We start from the raw sequence: 13,812 nt of genomic DNA on the forward strand, positions 1-13,812 counted from the left end.
CCAGCGCCGCCGCCGTCACGTCCCGTTTCCCGTGCGCTGCCTAGCCTCGTTCCACCCCCCAGCGAGACCACCCACATGGCCCAGCTACGCATCAGGATCACCGGCAGCGACGACGACGCCCGTGCAATTTCCAACCTCCTGACCAGCATCGACGGGATCGAGCACGTCGAGGAGATCTCGGACCTCATGCCGCACATGGACGACCCCGACTCGAGCTCCGCCGGGCTGCCCGACGACCAGGGTCCGGGCATGCAGTTGCTGGAGATCGAGACGCCCAACCCGTCCACCCACGCCAAGGTGCGCGACGCGGTACGGACGCTGGCCGCCAACCTCGACGTGATGGTCGAGTTCGAGAGCGACGAATACGAATGAGCGAACCCGACGCCGGCGTACCGGCGATCGACGGGATCCGCGTCGGCGTGGGCGGCTGGACGTTCGAGCCGTGGCGCGACACCTTCTACCCCGATGGCCTGGTGCAGCGGCGGGAGCTCGAGTACGCCAGCCGGCGGTTGAGCGCGATCGAGATCAACGGCACCTATTACCGCGCCCAGAAGCCCGAGACCTACGCGCGCTGGGCCGCCGAAACACCCGATGGCTTCGTGTTCCCGGTCAAGGCACCGCGCCGGATCACGCAGTCGAAAGTGCTGGCCGGCACCGCCGGCCAGGTCGGGGACTTCCTCGGCGGCATCACCGCACTCGGCGACCGGCTCGGCCCGGTCGTCTGGCAATTCGACAGCAACAAGCGACTCGATCGCGACGATGTCGAGGCATTCCTGCAGTTGCTGCCCGACCGCGTCGACGGCCACGCGATGCGCCATGTGCTGGACGTGCGCGACCCCGGTTTCTTCGACGCCGACCACCTCGCGCTGGCGCGCCGCCACGGCATTGCGACCGTGTTCGCCGATTCCGACGAACATCCCTCCTTCGCCGACATCACCGGCGACTTCGTCTACGCGCGGCTCATGCGCTCGCGCGCCGAGCTGGCCACCGGCTACGCGCCGGCGGCGCTGGACCGCTGGGCCGAACGCGCGCGCGAATGGGCCGCCGGTGGCGAGCCCGGCGACCTGCCGCGGATCGGCCCTGTCGCGCCGGGCAAGGGCAGGCGCGAAGTTTTCATCGTGTTCATCGGCGCCGCCAAGGAACGCAACCCGGCCGCCGCGATGGCGCTGATCGACCGCCTGCAGCGCTGATCCGGTTCAGGCCTTCGTTTTCTGGGTGATCGCGACGCTGCCCAGGATCAGCAGCCCGGCGATGCCCATCGATACCGTCAACGGCTCGTCCAGCAGCCACCACGCCCAGCCGACCGCGAACAGCGGCACCAGGTAGGTCACGGTGACCGCCCGGCTGGCGCCGATGCGCTGCACCAACCGGTAATACACCGCGTACGCCAGACCGGTGCAGAGCACGCCCAGCAGCGCGGCCGACCACCAGGCCTGCGCCGATACCGGTGCCTCGGGCCACTCCGCTACGGCGAACGGCAAGGTCAGCAGCGCGGAGGTGCCCAGCGTCGCCGCGGCCAGCGCCGCCTGCGGCATGCCGGTGAAGTAACGACGCAGCAGGTGCACGCCGATGCCGTACATGAACGCCGCCCCGCAGCCGGCCACCACCGCCAGGCCCAGGCTGGGGCCGGCGGTCTTGCCGCTGGCCAGCACCACGACGCCGGCAAACCCCACCAGCAGGGCCACTGCGCGGCGCAGGCCGATCTTCTCGCCGAAGAGCAGGAACCCGACCAGTGCCGTGAACAGCACCGCCATCGCATTGGTGATCGCGCTGATGCCCGCCGGCGCGTGCTGGGCCGCCCAGGCGAAAAGCGCGAACGGCACGGCCGAGTTGATCGCCCCGACCGCCACCACCTTCGGCCAGACCCGGGCCGGGAAGGCCGACCGACGCGCCCACAGGAACGGCATCAGCACCAGCGCGCCAAACGCCAGCCGCAGCTCCGACAGCACCGCGGTGCCGAACTCGGGCGCGGCAACCCGCTGGAACATGAAGGACACGCCCCAGATCGCGGCCAGCACGACCAGTTCCAGCGGCGTCAGCCACTCGCGCAGCGGCGTTGCGGGAACATCGGGAACGGACGCGGCAGGCGTCCCGCCGGCAGGGGTCGACATGGGCGTGGGGGGGGGTGTGAGGGGAAGCCGCCATTGTCGGCTCCGGAAGCCGCATGGACAAAGTGTCTTCGGCCGGAACCGGGGTGAACCGCCCGATCCGGCACTCGTTTCCACCACCCCCGTTTGGGCACACTGCCGCGATGCCCATGTCTCCGACCAGCAAGGCCTTCCTGCAGATCCACTTCTGCGTGGTGCTCTGGGGCTTCACCGCCATCCTGGGCAAGCTGATCACCCTGCCGGCGCTGCCGCTGGTGTGGGCCCGCATGCTGCTGGTGGTGGTGGCGTTGGCGCTGCTGCCGAAGGTCTGGCGTGGGCTGCGGGCGATGCCGCCGCGGCTGTTCTGGGCCTACGCCGGGGTGGGCGTGCTGGTGGCCCTGCACTGGCTGACCTTCTACGGCGCGATCAAGCTCGCCAACGCCTCGGTCGCCGCGACCTGCATCGCGCTGGCGACCGCGTTCACCGCGATCGTGGAGCCGTGGCTGGCGCGCACGCGGTTCAGCAAGCGCGACCTCGCGCTCGGCATCGCGGTGCTGCCCGGGGTGGCGCTGGTGGTGGGCGGCGTGCCGGACGAGATGCGCATCGGCATCGCGGTGGGCGCCCTGTCGGCGCTGCTGGTCGCGCTGTTCGGTTCGCTCAACAAGCGCCTGGTCGATCACGGGGAACCGCTCACCGTCACCGCCATCGAGCTGGGTGCAGGCACCGTCGCGCTGACCCTGCTGGCGCCGCTGATGCCGTACTTCCCGGTCGATGCGATCGCAGAGGCCTTTGCCGGCGACCTGCTGGTGATGCCCGGCGGACGCGACATCGCACTGCTGCTGGTGCTGTCGCTGGTGTGCACGCTGTTGCCGTTCGCCCTGTCGCTGATGGCGCTGCGCCACATGAGCGCGTTCGCCGCGCAACTGGCGGTCAACCTGGAGCCGGTCTACGCGATCATCCTGGCGATCCTGCTACTGGGCGAGCAGCGTGAGCTCGAGCCGCCGTTCTACCTCGGCGTGGTGGTGATCCTCGCCGCGGTACTGGTCCACCCGCTGCTGGCGCGCCCGCGCCGGATGGACCATGCCGAGGTGCTGGCCACGGCCGAATCAAAACAGCTTGGCGAGTAGCGGCGACCTGTCGCGGAGTACGATCGACCGCCAGCGGCATGCCGCATCACCGCCTTCAACCAGACAGGGGATACCGATGAATCCAAACACCCAGAACGACCTCGGCAGGCTGCTGTTGCGCGTGACCCTCGGCGTGCTGGTGCTGCTGCACGGCATCGCCAAGCTCAACGGCGGCCTGTCGGGCATCGTCGGGATGGTGGAGGCACAGGGCCTGCCGGGCGTGCTCGGCTATGCGGTGATTATCGGCGAGGTGGTCGCGCCGCTCATGCTGATCGCCGGCTTCCACGCGCGCATCGGCGGCCTGCTGGTCGCGATCAACATGCTGGTGGCGATCGTGCTGGTGCATGCCGGCGAGCTGGCCGGCTTCAACCGCCAGGGCGGCTGGGCACTGGAGCTGCAGGGCATGTTCCTGGTCTCGGCCATCGTGATCGCGCTCGTCGGCCCGGGGCGTTTCAGCGTCAACCAGCGGTAAGGCCCAAGCGCCGCGCAGGCGCGGTGGTCAGAGGCGGTTGATGCGGAACCGGCGCCCCTTGATGCGGCCTTCCCGCAACCGCGCCAATGCAGCCGCGGCACGGTCGCGGGCGATGGCCACGTAGCTGCGGGTCGCGAACACGTCGATCTTGCCGACCGCCGCCACCGGCAGGCCGGCCTCGCCGGTCAGCGCGCCGACGATGTCGCCGGGGCGCAGCTTGTCGGTCTTGCCGCCGTCGATGCGCAGCGTCGCCATCGGCGCGGGTGGGACGTTGCGTGCCTTGCCGGCCAGCGGCGTGGCCCGCTGCCAACGGATCGCCACCCCGGTGCGCTCGGCACTCGCCTGCGCGCGGGCCTCCTCGCGCGGCGTGCACAGGCTCAGCGCGAGCCCGTCGCGGCCGGCGCGGCCGGTGCGCCCGATGCGGTGCACGTAGACGTCCGGGTCGGTCGGCAGTTCGTAGTTCACCACGGCCGCCAGGTCCTCGACGTCCAGTCCGCGCGCCGCCACGTCGCTGGCCACCAGCACGCTGCAGCTGCGGTTGGCGAACCGCACCAGCACCTCGTCGCGGTCGCGCTGCTCCATGTCGCCGTGCAGTGCCAGCGCATCGAAGCCGTGGTGTTGCAGAGACCCGGCGACCTCATCGGCGTCGCGCCGCATGTTGCAGAACACCACGCACGACGGCGGCTGGAATTCCAGCAGCAGGGCGGCCAGCAACGCGGTGCGCTGCGCCGGTTCGACCTGGTAGAACCGCTGGTCGATCGCCGCGTGCTGGCCGTCGCCCTCGATGGTGACCTCGACCGGGTCGCGCAGCATCGCCGTGGCCAACGTGCGGATCGACTCGGGGAACGTCGCCGAGAACAGCAGGCCCTGGCGCTCCTTCGGCGTCTTGCCGACGATCTCGCGGATGGCTTCCTCGAAGCCCATGTCCAGCATCCGGTCGGCCTCGTCGAGCACCAGCGTGCGAACGCCGCGCAGGTGCAGCGCCTTCTTGCGCAGCAGCTCCTGGATCCGGCCCGGCGTGCCGACCACCACGTGCGGGTCGTGCTCCAGCGATGCCAACTGCGGACCGAGCGCCATGCCGCCGCACAGCACCGACACCTTCAGGTTCGGCAGCCCCAGTGCCAGCTTGCGGATCTGACGGCCGACCTGGTCGGCCAGCTCCCGGGTCGGGCACAACACCAGCGCCTGGGTTTGCACCTTGCCCAGGTCGATGTCGCGCAACAGGCCCAGGCCGAACGCCGCGGTCTTGCCGCTGCCCGTCGGCGCCTGCGCGATGACATCGCGACCCTGCAGGATCGGTGGCAGCGCCTGCGCCTGGACCGGCGTCATCCGGGTGTAGCCGAGCGCGTCGACACCTGGCAGCAGGGCTGCCGGCAGCGACAGCGAGGTGAAGGAGAGATCGGAGGCGGCATCGTTCATGCGCGCATGATCGCAGCTTCGGGCGTGACGCAGTGCCACGCCGGCGACGCGTTGCACCGTCGCGCGTCGCCTGCCAACCTGCCCGCCCCCGCCGACGCCACGACCATGCAGACCATCGACTTCGAACTCGACCGCGACCACGTGGAGCTGAACCAGCTGCTCAAGCTGGTCGGCCTGTGCGACAGCGGTGGCGCCGGCAAGGCCCTGGTCGCCAGCGGCCACGTGCGGGTCGACGGCGCGGTGGAGCTGCGCAAGACGTGCAAGATCCACGCGGGCCAGCGCGTGCAGCTGGGCGACTGCATCGTCCGCGTCATCGCGGCTGCCTGAACGGCCCAGGGTCGGCTGGCTCCGGACGCACCCGGAGAACATCCCGGTGACAGCTCGTTAACCGCGCCGCGGCTACGGTGCATGGCATGGACAACGACACTTCTCCGCACCCGCTCGCCGGAAGTTGCGGCCCGACCGGCATGGTCGGGCGTTGCGCCGCCATCCGCGGATTGCAGGAAGACCTGGCCCGCGTCGCCACCACCCCCGCCTCGGTGCTCGTGGCCGGCGAGAGCGGTACCGGCAAGGAGCTGGTCGCCCATGCAGTGCACGTGCTGAGCGGGCGCCAAGGGGAGTTCGTCGCGGTCAATTGCGGCGCGATCGCGCCAGACCTGCTGGCCAGTCACCTGTTCGGCCACGAGCGTGGCAGCTTCACAGGCGCGGCGGCGCGGCATGCCGGTTTCTTCGAACAGGCCCATCGCGGCACGCTGTTCCTCGACGAGATCACCGAGATGCCGGCCGCACTGCAGGTATACCTGTTGCGCGCACTGGAGACCGGCACGATCACCCGCGTCGGTGGCACGGGATCCGTCGCGCTGGACACCCGCATCGTGGCCGCAACCAACCGGGACCCCGCCGAGGCGATCGATGACGGCCTGCTGCGCGAGGACCTGTTCTACCGGTTGGCGGAATTCATCGTCGAACTGCCGCCGCTCCGCGGGCGCGGCGATGACGCCGTATTGCTGGCGCAGCACTTCCTGGATGCGCTCAATGAGGAGTACGGGAGCCGCAAGCGGCTGGATCCGGACGCAACGGCCGAAATCCTGCGTTACGACTGGCCGGGCAACATCCGCGAGCTGCGCAGCGTGGTGCAACGAGCCTTCATCCTCAGCGACGGGGACGTGGTGTCGATCCGCGATGCCGGCCGCCACGCGCTGCGCCGGCGTGCCGCCGACGAGGACGCCAGCACCGTGGTGTTCAACGTCGGCATGACCTACGCCGAAGTGCAGCAGGAAATGCTGCGCAAGACGCTGGCGTATTTCGACAACGACAAGACCCGCACCGCGCGCACGCTCGGCGTGAGTGTGCGGACGATCCACAACCAGCTTGCGCGCGAGCAGCGCGGGGCACGACGCGCGGCGCCGGAGACCGGCGACAGCGGCACCACCGCGCACCGTCGGCGCAACGACGACGACCTGCGCGCACTCACGGCCTAGCGACCCCCGCAAAACGGGCAAAGAAAAGGCCCGCCGGTGAGGCGGGCCTTCTGCTACGTCGCGGCGCCTTTGCTAATGCGCGGTTCCGGTCGAACCGCTCGTCGGCGTGGTCGGCGAGCCGGTCTGGCTGCCCCCGCTGGCGCGGTTGGCGCCGCTCTCCTGTGACGTCCCGGAGGACTGCATGCCCTCCGACGCAGAACGCACCTTCAGCCGGTTTTCGACGTTGCGAACGCCACTGCAGCTGTCGGCCAGGTCCTCGGCGCGGTGCTTCATCCAGCGCTGCGACACGGTGCCTTCAAGGGTCGCGGTGCCGTTGGCGACCTTGACCTCGATGCCGCTGGCGTCCACGTCGTGGTCGCGGGTCAGGCGCTCGCACAGGTCTTCGGTGATGCGCTCGTCCGAGCGGGTGTAGTTGCGCGGCCCGACGCCACCGTAACCACCGCCGTAGGTGCTGCCGCCGAACTCGGAGCGGCTGTAGCTCTGGCGCCCCATGCCAGCGTGGCTCTGCTGGGTGTCGCCGGGCGACACGAAGGATTCGCCGCTGTAACCCTGGCTGCCGTAGCGGTACTGGTCCGGGTTGCCATAGCCCGAGCTTGTCCCGTAGCCCTCGCCCTGCTGCCGGTTCTGATAGCTGGAATAGCCCTGCTGGGCGTACGCGCCGCGGTTGCCCTGGTACTGCTGCTGGCGTCCCTGCTGCGTGTCCTGGCGCGGCGAGCCGTACTGGTACTGCGAACCGCGTTGCCAGTCCGACTGGGCACGCGCGCCGTACCCGCCGGCTTCGCGGTCGTACGGTCCCTGGCCCAGCGAGGTCTCGCCCAGGCCCTGCTCGAACGACTGCCCGTACTCGCGCTCCATGCCGCCCTGGCCCCAGGCCTGCGCGCGACCGTAATCCTGCGATGCATAGTCATCGGCGCCGTACTGCTGGCTGCCCTGCGTCCGGCCGTACTGCTGATGGCCGCTCGACTGGTATCCACCCTGGCCCTGCGGCCGCTGGTACTCGCCCTGCTGGTAGCCCGGCTGCTGGTAAACCTGCTGCTGGTAGCCGCCCTGCTGGTGGCTGGCCTGGGCGCCCTGGTACTGCTGCCGGCCGCGCGGACTGCCCTGCGCCCGCGACTGGCCGGCGCCCTGCGACTGGTAAGTGCTGCGGTTGTTCCCGTAGCGATTTTCGTCGTTGCGATCGGTCATCTCGTTTCTCCTGTCATTGAGCCATGCACGACCCGCCTGCACGCATCGCGCACCCAGTTGCATCACGTCTTCGGCGACGGCCTTGAGGTCTTCGCCCATCTTGTTGTCGTTACGCATCGAGTTACCTCCGTCAGGGACCCGACCGCGACGGGGGTCGCGGCCCGCCATCCCGGTGGACCCGATGGAGAGAGGCGCAAGACGCGTGCCAACCGCCGGATGCGTCAAACAGCCGTTCCACAGCCCTGGCACCGTGACGTGTTTGCACGGCTGCGCAGGTTTTTCCGTGACGGCCCCGTCAACCGTTCGCGCGTGCCGTCGTGGGAGATTTGGATCCACCCCGACAGTTCCGGAGAAGCGCCATGAACATCCGCCTTGCCATTGCCTGCAGCGCCGTGCTCGCCCTCGCACTGAGTGCCTGCGACCGCCGCGAACTCGAACCCGTCGAACCGGCGGACTCGGCATCGACCACCATCGTCGACAACCCCGCCGTAGCGCCGGGCGGCGATGTCGACACCACCCAGGACCCCTGTTTCGGTTTGACCGGCCAGGCCGAAACCGATTGCCGCGCCAGCCACGATCCTGCGGTCGAAGAGGACGCTCGGGACAACCCTGCGCCCGTCGGCGACTGACGACGAAGTGACCGCCCGGCGCTATGCCGAGCGGCTCGTCTCAATTGCGGGTCTATGGCGCTTTGCGCTGACCGTGAGGCGGCGCGACGTCGTCGTCCGGACCGGCCTCGCGCTGCTCACCGCCGCTGAACTCGTGCCACTCGCCTTCGCGGGTCCGGGTGTTGCGGTCTCCCGAACTGTGGCCGTACTCGCGGCGCTTGCGTCCCTCCTCCAGGTGCTCGGCAGACGGGGTTGCGTCGTTGGCGTCTTCGGGGTGGTCGGTCGGGTTCATCGCGCACTCCGGTCGGAAAGGATCCCCAGCCTGCGCGCTGGTCGATGAAGCCACCGTCGTGCGGTCGCGCTATCTTCACCCGACGGGTCCAGAGCCGTGCCTAGGATGAACGCCGACCCCAACCACATCGGAGGACCGCGATGTTCCGTGAACGCGCGCACCCCGGATCCCACTGGCCGCGATGGTTGCTTGGCGGCGTCATCGCCCTGCTCGGGCTCACCCTTGCCATAGGCGGCGGCTGGCTGCTCACGCTGGGCGGCTCCTGGTACTACCTGCCTGCCGGTATCGCGCTGCTTGTCGCCGGTGGACTGCTGATGCTCGGCCGCATCGGCGGCGCATGGCTCTACGCGGTCGTCCTGCTGGCCACCATCGGGTGGGCGGCATGGGAGTCAGGGCTGGACTATTGGCGCTGGATACCGCGCCTGGGCCTGTTGGTGGTACTTGCTATCCCGGTAGCACTGCTCGCGCCGCGCCTGCGCGGTGGCCCCTCCCGCAAGACAGGCTGGGGCATGGCGGCGGTGCTGGCGCTGGTGTTCGCCGGCGTATTCGCGCTCGCCTTCGTACCGCACGGCGTGACCCGTTCGGCGACCCCGTTCCCGCAGCCCTCGACGGTGTCACAGCGCACGACATCGGACGATGCCGCCACCCAGCCGGGCGTCGCGCCGGCGCCGGGTGACTGGGGCGCCTACGGCCGCAGCCATGCCGCCACGCGCTTCAGCCCGCTCGACCAGATCACCGCCGACAATGTCGACCGGCTCGAGCGGGTCTGGACCTACCGCACCGGCGACCTGCCCGAAAAGCGCTGGGGCGCGGAGACCACGCCGCTCAAGGTCGGCGACACCCTGTACCTGTGTTCGGCACGGAACATCCTGATCGCACTGGATGCGCGCACCGGCGACGAGCGGTGGCGCTACGACCCACGCGTCGCCGAGGAAAACATTCCCTACACCGCCGCGTGCCGGGGCGTTGCCTACTACCAGGTGCCCGCGAGCGGCAGCACCGCGCCCGCGGACGATGCGGGCGAAGTGCCAGAGGCGTCCGCAACATCCGGCGTCGGTGAATCCTCAACCGCCGACACCTCCGCGGCACGCGACACCGCCGTCGCGACCCTGGACGGCGTCCGCCGCGACTGCGCCACCCGCATCATCGAAGGCACCCTGGACGGGCGGCTGATCGCCGTCGACGCACGGACCGGCCGCCCGTGCACCGATTTCGGCGACAACGGCCAGGTCGACATCACCCGTGGCATGGGCGAGGTCTCGCCCGGGATGGTGTCGATCACCTCCGCGCCGACCATCGTCCAGGGCGTCATCGTGACCGGCCACCAGGTGCTCGACGGCCAGCGGCGGATGGCGCCATCGGGCGTGATCCAAGGCTTCGACGCGGTCACCGGGCAGCAGCGCTGGGCGTGGGACATGATGCGACCCGACCGCACCGCCCTCGCCCCCGGCGAGACCTATACCCGCGGCACGCCCAACATGTGGACGACGGCCAGCGCCGACGAAGAGCTGGGACTGGTCTACCTGCCGATGGGCAACGCGGCTGCCGACTACGTCAGCGCATCGCGGCGCCCACCGGAAATGGAGTACTCCACCTCGCTGGTCGCGCTGGACGTCACCACCGGCCGGCCCGCGTGGCATTTCCAGACCGTGCACAACGACGTGTGGGACTACGACCTCGGCTCTCAGGCGACGCTGGTCGACGTGTCCACCGCAGCCGGCACCGTGCCGGCGCTGGTGTTGCCGACCAAGCAGGGCGACATGTACGTGCTGGACCGCCGCACCGGCCAGCCGCTGCACGGCGTCGAGGAGCGGCCGGTCCCCACAGGCGGCGTGCCGACCGAGGAAGGCCTGCGTTCGCCCACCCAGCCGTACTCGCAGTACCACACGCTGGCCAAGCGCGAACTCACCGAGCGCGACATGTGGGGCCTGACCCCGATCGACCAGATGATCTGCCGGATCCAGTTCGCCGGCGCGAGCTACGAGGGGATGTACACGCCGCCGACCACCGACCGCCACTGGGTCGAGTACCCCGGCTACAACGGCGGCTCGGACTGGGGCGGCATCGCGATCGACCCGCAGCGCGCGGTGATCATTGCCAACTACAACGACATGCCCAACTACAACATCCTGGTCCCGCGCGAGGAGGCCGACCGGCGTGGCTGGGCGCCGCGCGACGAGGCCCGCGGCGACATGGGCGGTGCCGAGGGTGCCGGCGACCCGCAAGCGGGCACGCCGTACGCGATCGACGTCAACGCCGGCTGGCGCCTGCCCTTCACGGGGTTGCTGTGCAAGGAGCCGCCCTACGGCGGCATCCGCGCGATTGACCTGGCGACCGGCGAGACACTCTGGGACCGGCCCTTCGGCACCGCCCGCAAGAACGGTCCGTTCGGCATCCCGTCGTACCTGCCGATCGTGATCGGCACGCCCAACAACGGCGGCCCCGCGGTCACCGCCGGCGGGCTGGTGTTCATCGCCGCCGCCACCGACGACCTGATCCGCGCGATCGACATCGAGACCGGCGAGACCGTCTGGAGCGACGCGCTGCCGGCCGGTGCGCAGGCCACGCCGATGGTCTACGAGGCCGGCGGCAGGCAGTACCTGATCATCATGGCCGGCGGCCACCATTTCATGGAAACGCCGGTCGGCGACTATGTGATCGCCTACGCATTGCACGGAGATCCGGATGCCGGATGACAGCGGCAGCCGGAAGCGGCGACCGGCGACCGGCGACCGGCGACGGACCATCCAGACCGCCGCCGTACACTGCCGCGATGACTTGGTTCGTGTACCTGATCGAATGCCGCGACGGCAGCATCTACACCGGCGTTGCCACCGACGTGGCGCGCCGCTATGCCGAGCACGCCGCCGGCAAGGGCGCACGCTACACGCGCGCCCGGCCGCCGGTGCGGTTGCTGGCCCGCTTCGAACATCCTGACCGCGGCAGCGCACTGCGGGCCGAGTACGCGATCAAGCAACTGACGTCGGCGCGCAAGCGCGCACTCTGCGCCGACGCGCAATCCGCGGGTTCCGCGTCGCTGTAGCGGCCAGTTCTACGGCGCGCCGGTTTCACGCGCACGCAAGGTCGACGCGGCCACCGTGACGGCATCGCAGGAACCAGAGCTGTCCCATGGCCGACCTGTCCCGCGCGCGCGACCGCATGGTCGACGTCCACCTCGCCGGGCGCGACATCCGCGACCGTAACGTCCTCGACGCGATGCGCGAGGTGCCGCGCGAGGTGTTCGTCGATGCGGGCATGCGCGAGTTCGCCTACGAGGATTCGCCGCTGCCGATCGGCGAAGGCCAGACGATCTCGCAGCCCTACATTGTCGCCCTGATGATCCACGCGGCCGGGATCGCCGCCGGCGAGCGCGTGCTCGAGGTCGGTTCCGGCTCGGGGTACGCCGCCGCGGTGATGAGCCGCATCGCGGGCCGCGTGCACACCATCGAGCGTCACGCGCCCTTGGCCGCGCAGGCGCGGGAGCGATTCGAGGCGCTGCGTTACGACAACATCGAGCTGCGCGTCGGCGACGGCAGCCGCGGCTGGCCCGAGGCCGCACCGTTCGACGCGATCCTGGTCGCCGCCGGTGCGCCGGACACGCCGCCGGCGCTGCGCGAGCAACTCGCGATCGGCGGCCGGCTGGTGATCCCGGTCGGCGAGGACGGACAGCACCAGCGCCTGCGCCGGATCACCCGTACCGGCCCCGAAACCTATGAGCAGGACGACCTGGGTGGGGTGATGTTCGTGCCGCTGATCGGCGAACAGGGCTGGGCCGAGGACGGCCGTCGCGCGGCGGGCAACCCCGTCCCGGCGCGCGAGCGCAGCGTGCCGGAAATGATCGCCGAGGCCGCCCTGCCGCTGCCCGACCTCGATGACGACGACTTTGCAGACCCGTTCGAGCGGTTTGCCCATTGCCGCGTGGTGATGCTGGGGGAAGCCAGCCACGGCACCGCCGAGTTCTACCGCGCACGCACGGAGATCACCCGCCGGCTGGTCGAGCGCCATGGATTCACGATCGTCGCCCTGGAAGCCGACTGGCCCGACGCCGCCGCACTCGACCGGCACGTCCGCCACCGCCCGCCGCGCGCCGACGCCGAACCGGTGTTCCAGCGCTTCCCCACCTGGATGTGGCGCAACGCCGAGTTCGCCGAACTGGTGGTGTGGCTGCGCGCACGCAACCACGGCCGCCCCCGCGAGCAGCAGGTCGGCATGCACGGGCTGGACATGTACAACCTGGGTGGTTCGATCGCCGCGGTGCTGGAGTACCTCGACAAGGTCGATCCCGAGGCCGCCGCTGTCGCACGCGAACGCTACGGCTGCCTGACGCCGTGGCAGAAGGAACCAGGCACCTACGGCCGCGCGGTGCTCACCCGCGGCTACGCCAAGTGCGAGGCGGAGGTGACCCGGCAATTGCATGAACTGTTGCAGCGGCGGCTGGAGTACGCCGCCCGCGACGGCGACGAGTTCCTGGACGCGGCCCAGAACGCGCGGCTGGTGGCTGCCGCCGAACGCTACTACCGGGTCATGTACTACGGCGGGGCGCAGAGCTGGAACCTGCGTGACACCCACATGTTCGAGACGCTGCAGCATCTGCTCGACGCCCGCGGCCCGGAGGCGAAGGCGGTGGTCTGGGCGCACAACTCGCACATCGGCGATGCGCGCCACACCGAAATGGGCCGCGCGCGCGACGAGCTCAATATCGGCCAGCTGTGCCGCGAGCATTTCGGCGAGGGCGTGGCGCTGGTCGGCCTGGGTACCCATGCAGGCACCGTGGCCGCCGCGCACGACTGGGACGACGACATGCAGGTCATGAAGGTGCGGCCTTCGCGCGCCGACACCGTCGAGCGGCTATGCCACGACAGCGGCGTCCGCCGGTTCCTGCTCGACCTGGGCGAGGGCCGCGACGGAGCCCTCGACCGCCGGCTGCTGGAACCGCGGCTGGAGCGGTTCATCGGGGTGATCTACCGTCCCGACACCGAACTGCAGAGCCACTACGCCGAGGTCACCCTGCCCCGGCAGTTCGATGCCTGGGTGTGGTTCGACGAGACCCGGGCCGTGACCCCGATCGGCCCCACCCACCCCGGCCCGGGCATACCGGTCACCTGGCCGACCGGGCTGTAGCGGCGGGGAAAAGCGGCAGC

At 70.3% G+C, this 13,812-nt stretch carries 14 protein-coding genes; 10 read left to right on the forward strand and 4 right to left on the reverse strand.

The annotated features are described in order from the left end of the window. Window positions 1-75: 75 nt before the first annotated feature. Window positions 76-372: a hypothetical protein gene (locus KOD61_RS09850; protein ID WP_215218515.1), complete on the forward strand. Its 297-nt coding sequence runs from the start codon at window positions 76-78 to the stop codon at window positions 370-372. Further along, window positions 369-1,190 carry a DUF72 domain-containing protein gene (locus tag KOD61_RS09855; protein WP_215218516.1) on the forward strand — a complete coding sequence of 274 codons (822 nt, stop codon included), beginning with the start codon at window positions 369-371 and terminating at the stop codon, window positions 1,188-1,190. The genes KOD61_RS09850 and KOD61_RS09855 overlap by 4 nt, the downstream gene beginning before the upstream one ends. 6 nt (window positions 1,191-1,196) lie before the next feature. On the opposite strand, the gene KOD61_RS09860 is transcribed toward KOD61_RS09855, so the two are convergent. Then, the gene (locus KOD61_RS09860) at window positions 1,197-2,111 is read right to left on the reverse strand and encodes a DMT family transporter (protein WP_215218517.1); all 915 of its coding nucleotides are present in this window, start codon (window positions 2,109-2,111) and stop codon (window positions 1,197-1,199) included. Between the two features lie 140 nt (window positions 2,112-2,251). Here KOD61_RS09860 and KOD61_RS09865 point away from each other — a divergent pair, with 140 nt between their 5' ends. After that, entirely contained in the window at window positions 2,252-3,214 is a 963-nt protein-coding gene (locus KOD61_RS09865; RefSeq protein ID WP_215218518.1) for a DMT family transporter, read from the forward strand. Between the two features lie 76 nt (window positions 3,215-3,290). Further along, complete coding sequence (locus KOD61_RS09870; protein ID WP_215218519.1) at window positions 3,291-3,686, forward strand: DoxX family protein; 396 nt, start codon at window positions 3,291-3,293, stop codon at window positions 3,684-3,686. 27 nt (window positions 3,687-3,713) lie between these two features. Here the strand turns inward: KOD61_RS09870 and dbpA are convergent, their stop codons facing one another. Next, window positions 3,714-5,105, reverse strand: coding sequence for an ATP-dependent RNA helicase DbpA (dbpA, locus tag KOD61_RS09875; protein ID WP_215218520.1), 1,392 nt, complete (start codon window positions 5,103-5,105; stop codon window positions 3,714-3,716). Between the two features lie 105 nt (window positions 5,106-5,210). Here dbpA and KOD61_RS09880 point away from each other — a divergent pair, with 105 nt between their 5' ends. Together KOD61_RS09880 and KOD61_RS09885 are read left to right on the forward strand one after the other, a co-directional pair. Then, window positions 5,211-5,432 carry an RNA-binding S4 domain-containing protein gene (locus KOD61_RS09880; RefSeq protein ID WP_215220369.1) on the forward strand — a complete coding sequence of 74 codons (222 nt, stop codon included), beginning with the start codon at window positions 5,211-5,213 and terminating at the stop codon, window positions 5,430-5,432. Between the two features lie 86 nt (window positions 5,433-5,518). Next, a complete protein-coding gene (locus KOD61_RS09885) occupies window positions 5,519-6,586 on the forward strand; it encodes a sigma-54 interaction domain-containing protein (RefSeq protein WP_215218521.1) in 1,068 nt (355 codons plus the stop codon). Window positions 6,587-6,658: 72 nt separating this feature from the next. On the opposite strand, the gene KOD61_RS09890 is transcribed toward KOD61_RS09885, so the two are convergent. After that, a complete protein-coding gene (locus KOD61_RS09890) occupies window positions 6,659-7,888 on the reverse strand; it encodes a BON domain-containing protein (protein ID WP_215218522.1) in 1,230 nt (409 codons plus the stop codon). Between the two features lie 242 nt (window positions 7,889-8,130). On the opposite strand from KOD61_RS09890, the gene KOD61_RS09895 reads away from it, so the two are divergent. After that, window positions 8,131-8,400: a hypothetical protein gene (locus KOD61_RS09895; RefSeq protein WP_215218523.1), complete on the forward strand. Its 270-nt coding sequence runs from the start codon at window positions 8,131-8,133 to the stop codon at window positions 8,398-8,400. A gap of 52 nt (window positions 8,401-8,452) precedes the next feature. Here the strand turns inward: KOD61_RS09895 and KOD61_RS09900 are convergent, their stop codons facing one another. Then, window positions 8,453-8,671: a hypothetical protein gene (locus KOD61_RS09900; RefSeq protein ID WP_215218524.1), complete on the reverse strand. Its 219-nt coding sequence runs from the start codon at window positions 8,669-8,671 to the stop codon at window positions 8,453-8,455. A gap of 140 nt (window positions 8,672-8,811) precedes the next feature. Here KOD61_RS09900 and KOD61_RS09905 point away from each other — a divergent pair, with 140 nt between their 5' ends. The 3 genes from KOD61_RS09905 (at window position 8,812) to KOD61_RS09920 (ending at window position 13,792) form a co-directional block, all read left to right on the forward strand. After that, window positions 8,812-11,367, forward strand: coding sequence for a membrane-bound PQQ-dependent dehydrogenase, glucose/quinate/shikimate family (locus KOD61_RS09905; protein ID WP_215218525.1), 2,556 nt, complete (start codon window positions 8,812-8,814; stop codon window positions 11,365-11,367). A 77-nt stretch (window positions 11,368-11,444) separates the two neighbouring features. Then, on the forward strand, window positions 11,445-11,714 hold the full coding sequence (locus KOD61_RS09910; protein WP_215218526.1) for a GIY-YIG nuclease family protein: 270 nt from the start codon (window positions 11,445-11,447) through the stop codon (window positions 11,712-11,714). Between the two features lie 86 nt (window positions 11,715-11,800). After that, entirely contained in the window at window positions 11,801-13,792 is a 1,992-nt protein-coding gene (locus KOD61_RS09920) for a protein-L-isoaspartate(D-aspartate) O-methyltransferase (protein WP_251370569.1), read from the forward strand. Window positions 13,793-13,812: the final 20 nt, after the last annotated feature.

Origin of the sequence: Lysobacter luteus (assembly GCF_907164845.1) — a bacterium.
GTDB lineage: Bacteria > Pseudomonadota > Gammaproteobacteria > Xanthomonadales > Xanthomonadaceae > Novilysobacter > Novilysobacter luteus.

Bases quoted from the DNA above. Each gene is read 5' to 3' on its own strand.
- KOD61_RS09850 (WP_215218515.1), top strand. From the start codon at position 76: ATGGCCCAGCTACGCATCAGGATCACCGGCAGCGACGACGACGCCCGT.
- KOD61_RS09855 (WP_215218516.1), top strand. From the start codon at position 369: ATGAGCGAACCCGACGCCGGCGTACCGGCGATCGACGGGATCCGCGTC.
- KOD61_RS09860 (WP_215218517.1), bottom strand. From the start codon at position 2,111: ATGTCGACCCCTGCCGGCGGGACGCCTGCCGCGTCCGTTCCCGATGTT.
- KOD61_RS09865 (WP_215218518.1), top strand. From the start codon at position 2,252: ATGCCCATGTCTCCGACCAGCAAGGCCTTCCTGCAGATCCACTTCTGC.
- KOD61_RS09870 (WP_215218519.1), top strand. From the start codon at position 3,291: ATGAATCCAAACACCCAGAACGACCTCGGCAGGCTGCTGTTGCGCGTG.
- dbpA (WP_215218520.1), bottom strand. From the start codon at position 5,105: ATGAACGATGCCGCCTCCGATCTCTCCTTCACCTCGCTGTCGCTGCCG.
- KOD61_RS09880 (WP_215220369.1), top strand. From the start codon at position 5,211: ATGCAGACCATCGACTTCGAACTCGACCGCGACCACGTGGAGCTGAAC.
- KOD61_RS09885 (WP_215218521.1), top strand. From the start codon at position 5,519: ATGGACAACGACACTTCTCCGCACCCGCTCGCCGGAAGTTGCGGCCCG.
- KOD61_RS09890 (WP_215218522.1), bottom strand. From the start codon at position 7,888: ATGCGTAACGACAACAAGATGGGCGAAGACCTCAAGGCCGTCGCCGAA.
- KOD61_RS09895 (WP_215218523.1), top strand. From the start codon at position 8,131: ATGAACATCCGCCTTGCCATTGCCTGCAGCGCCGTGCTCGCCCTCGCA.
- KOD61_RS09900 (WP_215218524.1), bottom strand. From the start codon at position 8,671: ATGAACCCGACCGACCACCCCGAAGACGCCAACGACGCAACCCCGTCT.
- KOD61_RS09905 (WP_215218525.1), top strand. From the start codon at position 8,812: ATGTTCCGTGAACGCGCGCACCCCGGATCCCACTGGCCGCGATGGTTG.
- KOD61_RS09910 (WP_215218526.1), top strand. From the start codon at position 11,445: ATGACTTGGTTCGTGTACCTGATCGAATGCCGCGACGGCAGCATCTAC.
- KOD61_RS09920 (WP_251370569.1), top strand. From the start codon at position 11,801: ATGGCCGACCTGTCCCGCGCGCGCGACCGCATGGTCGACGTCCACCTC.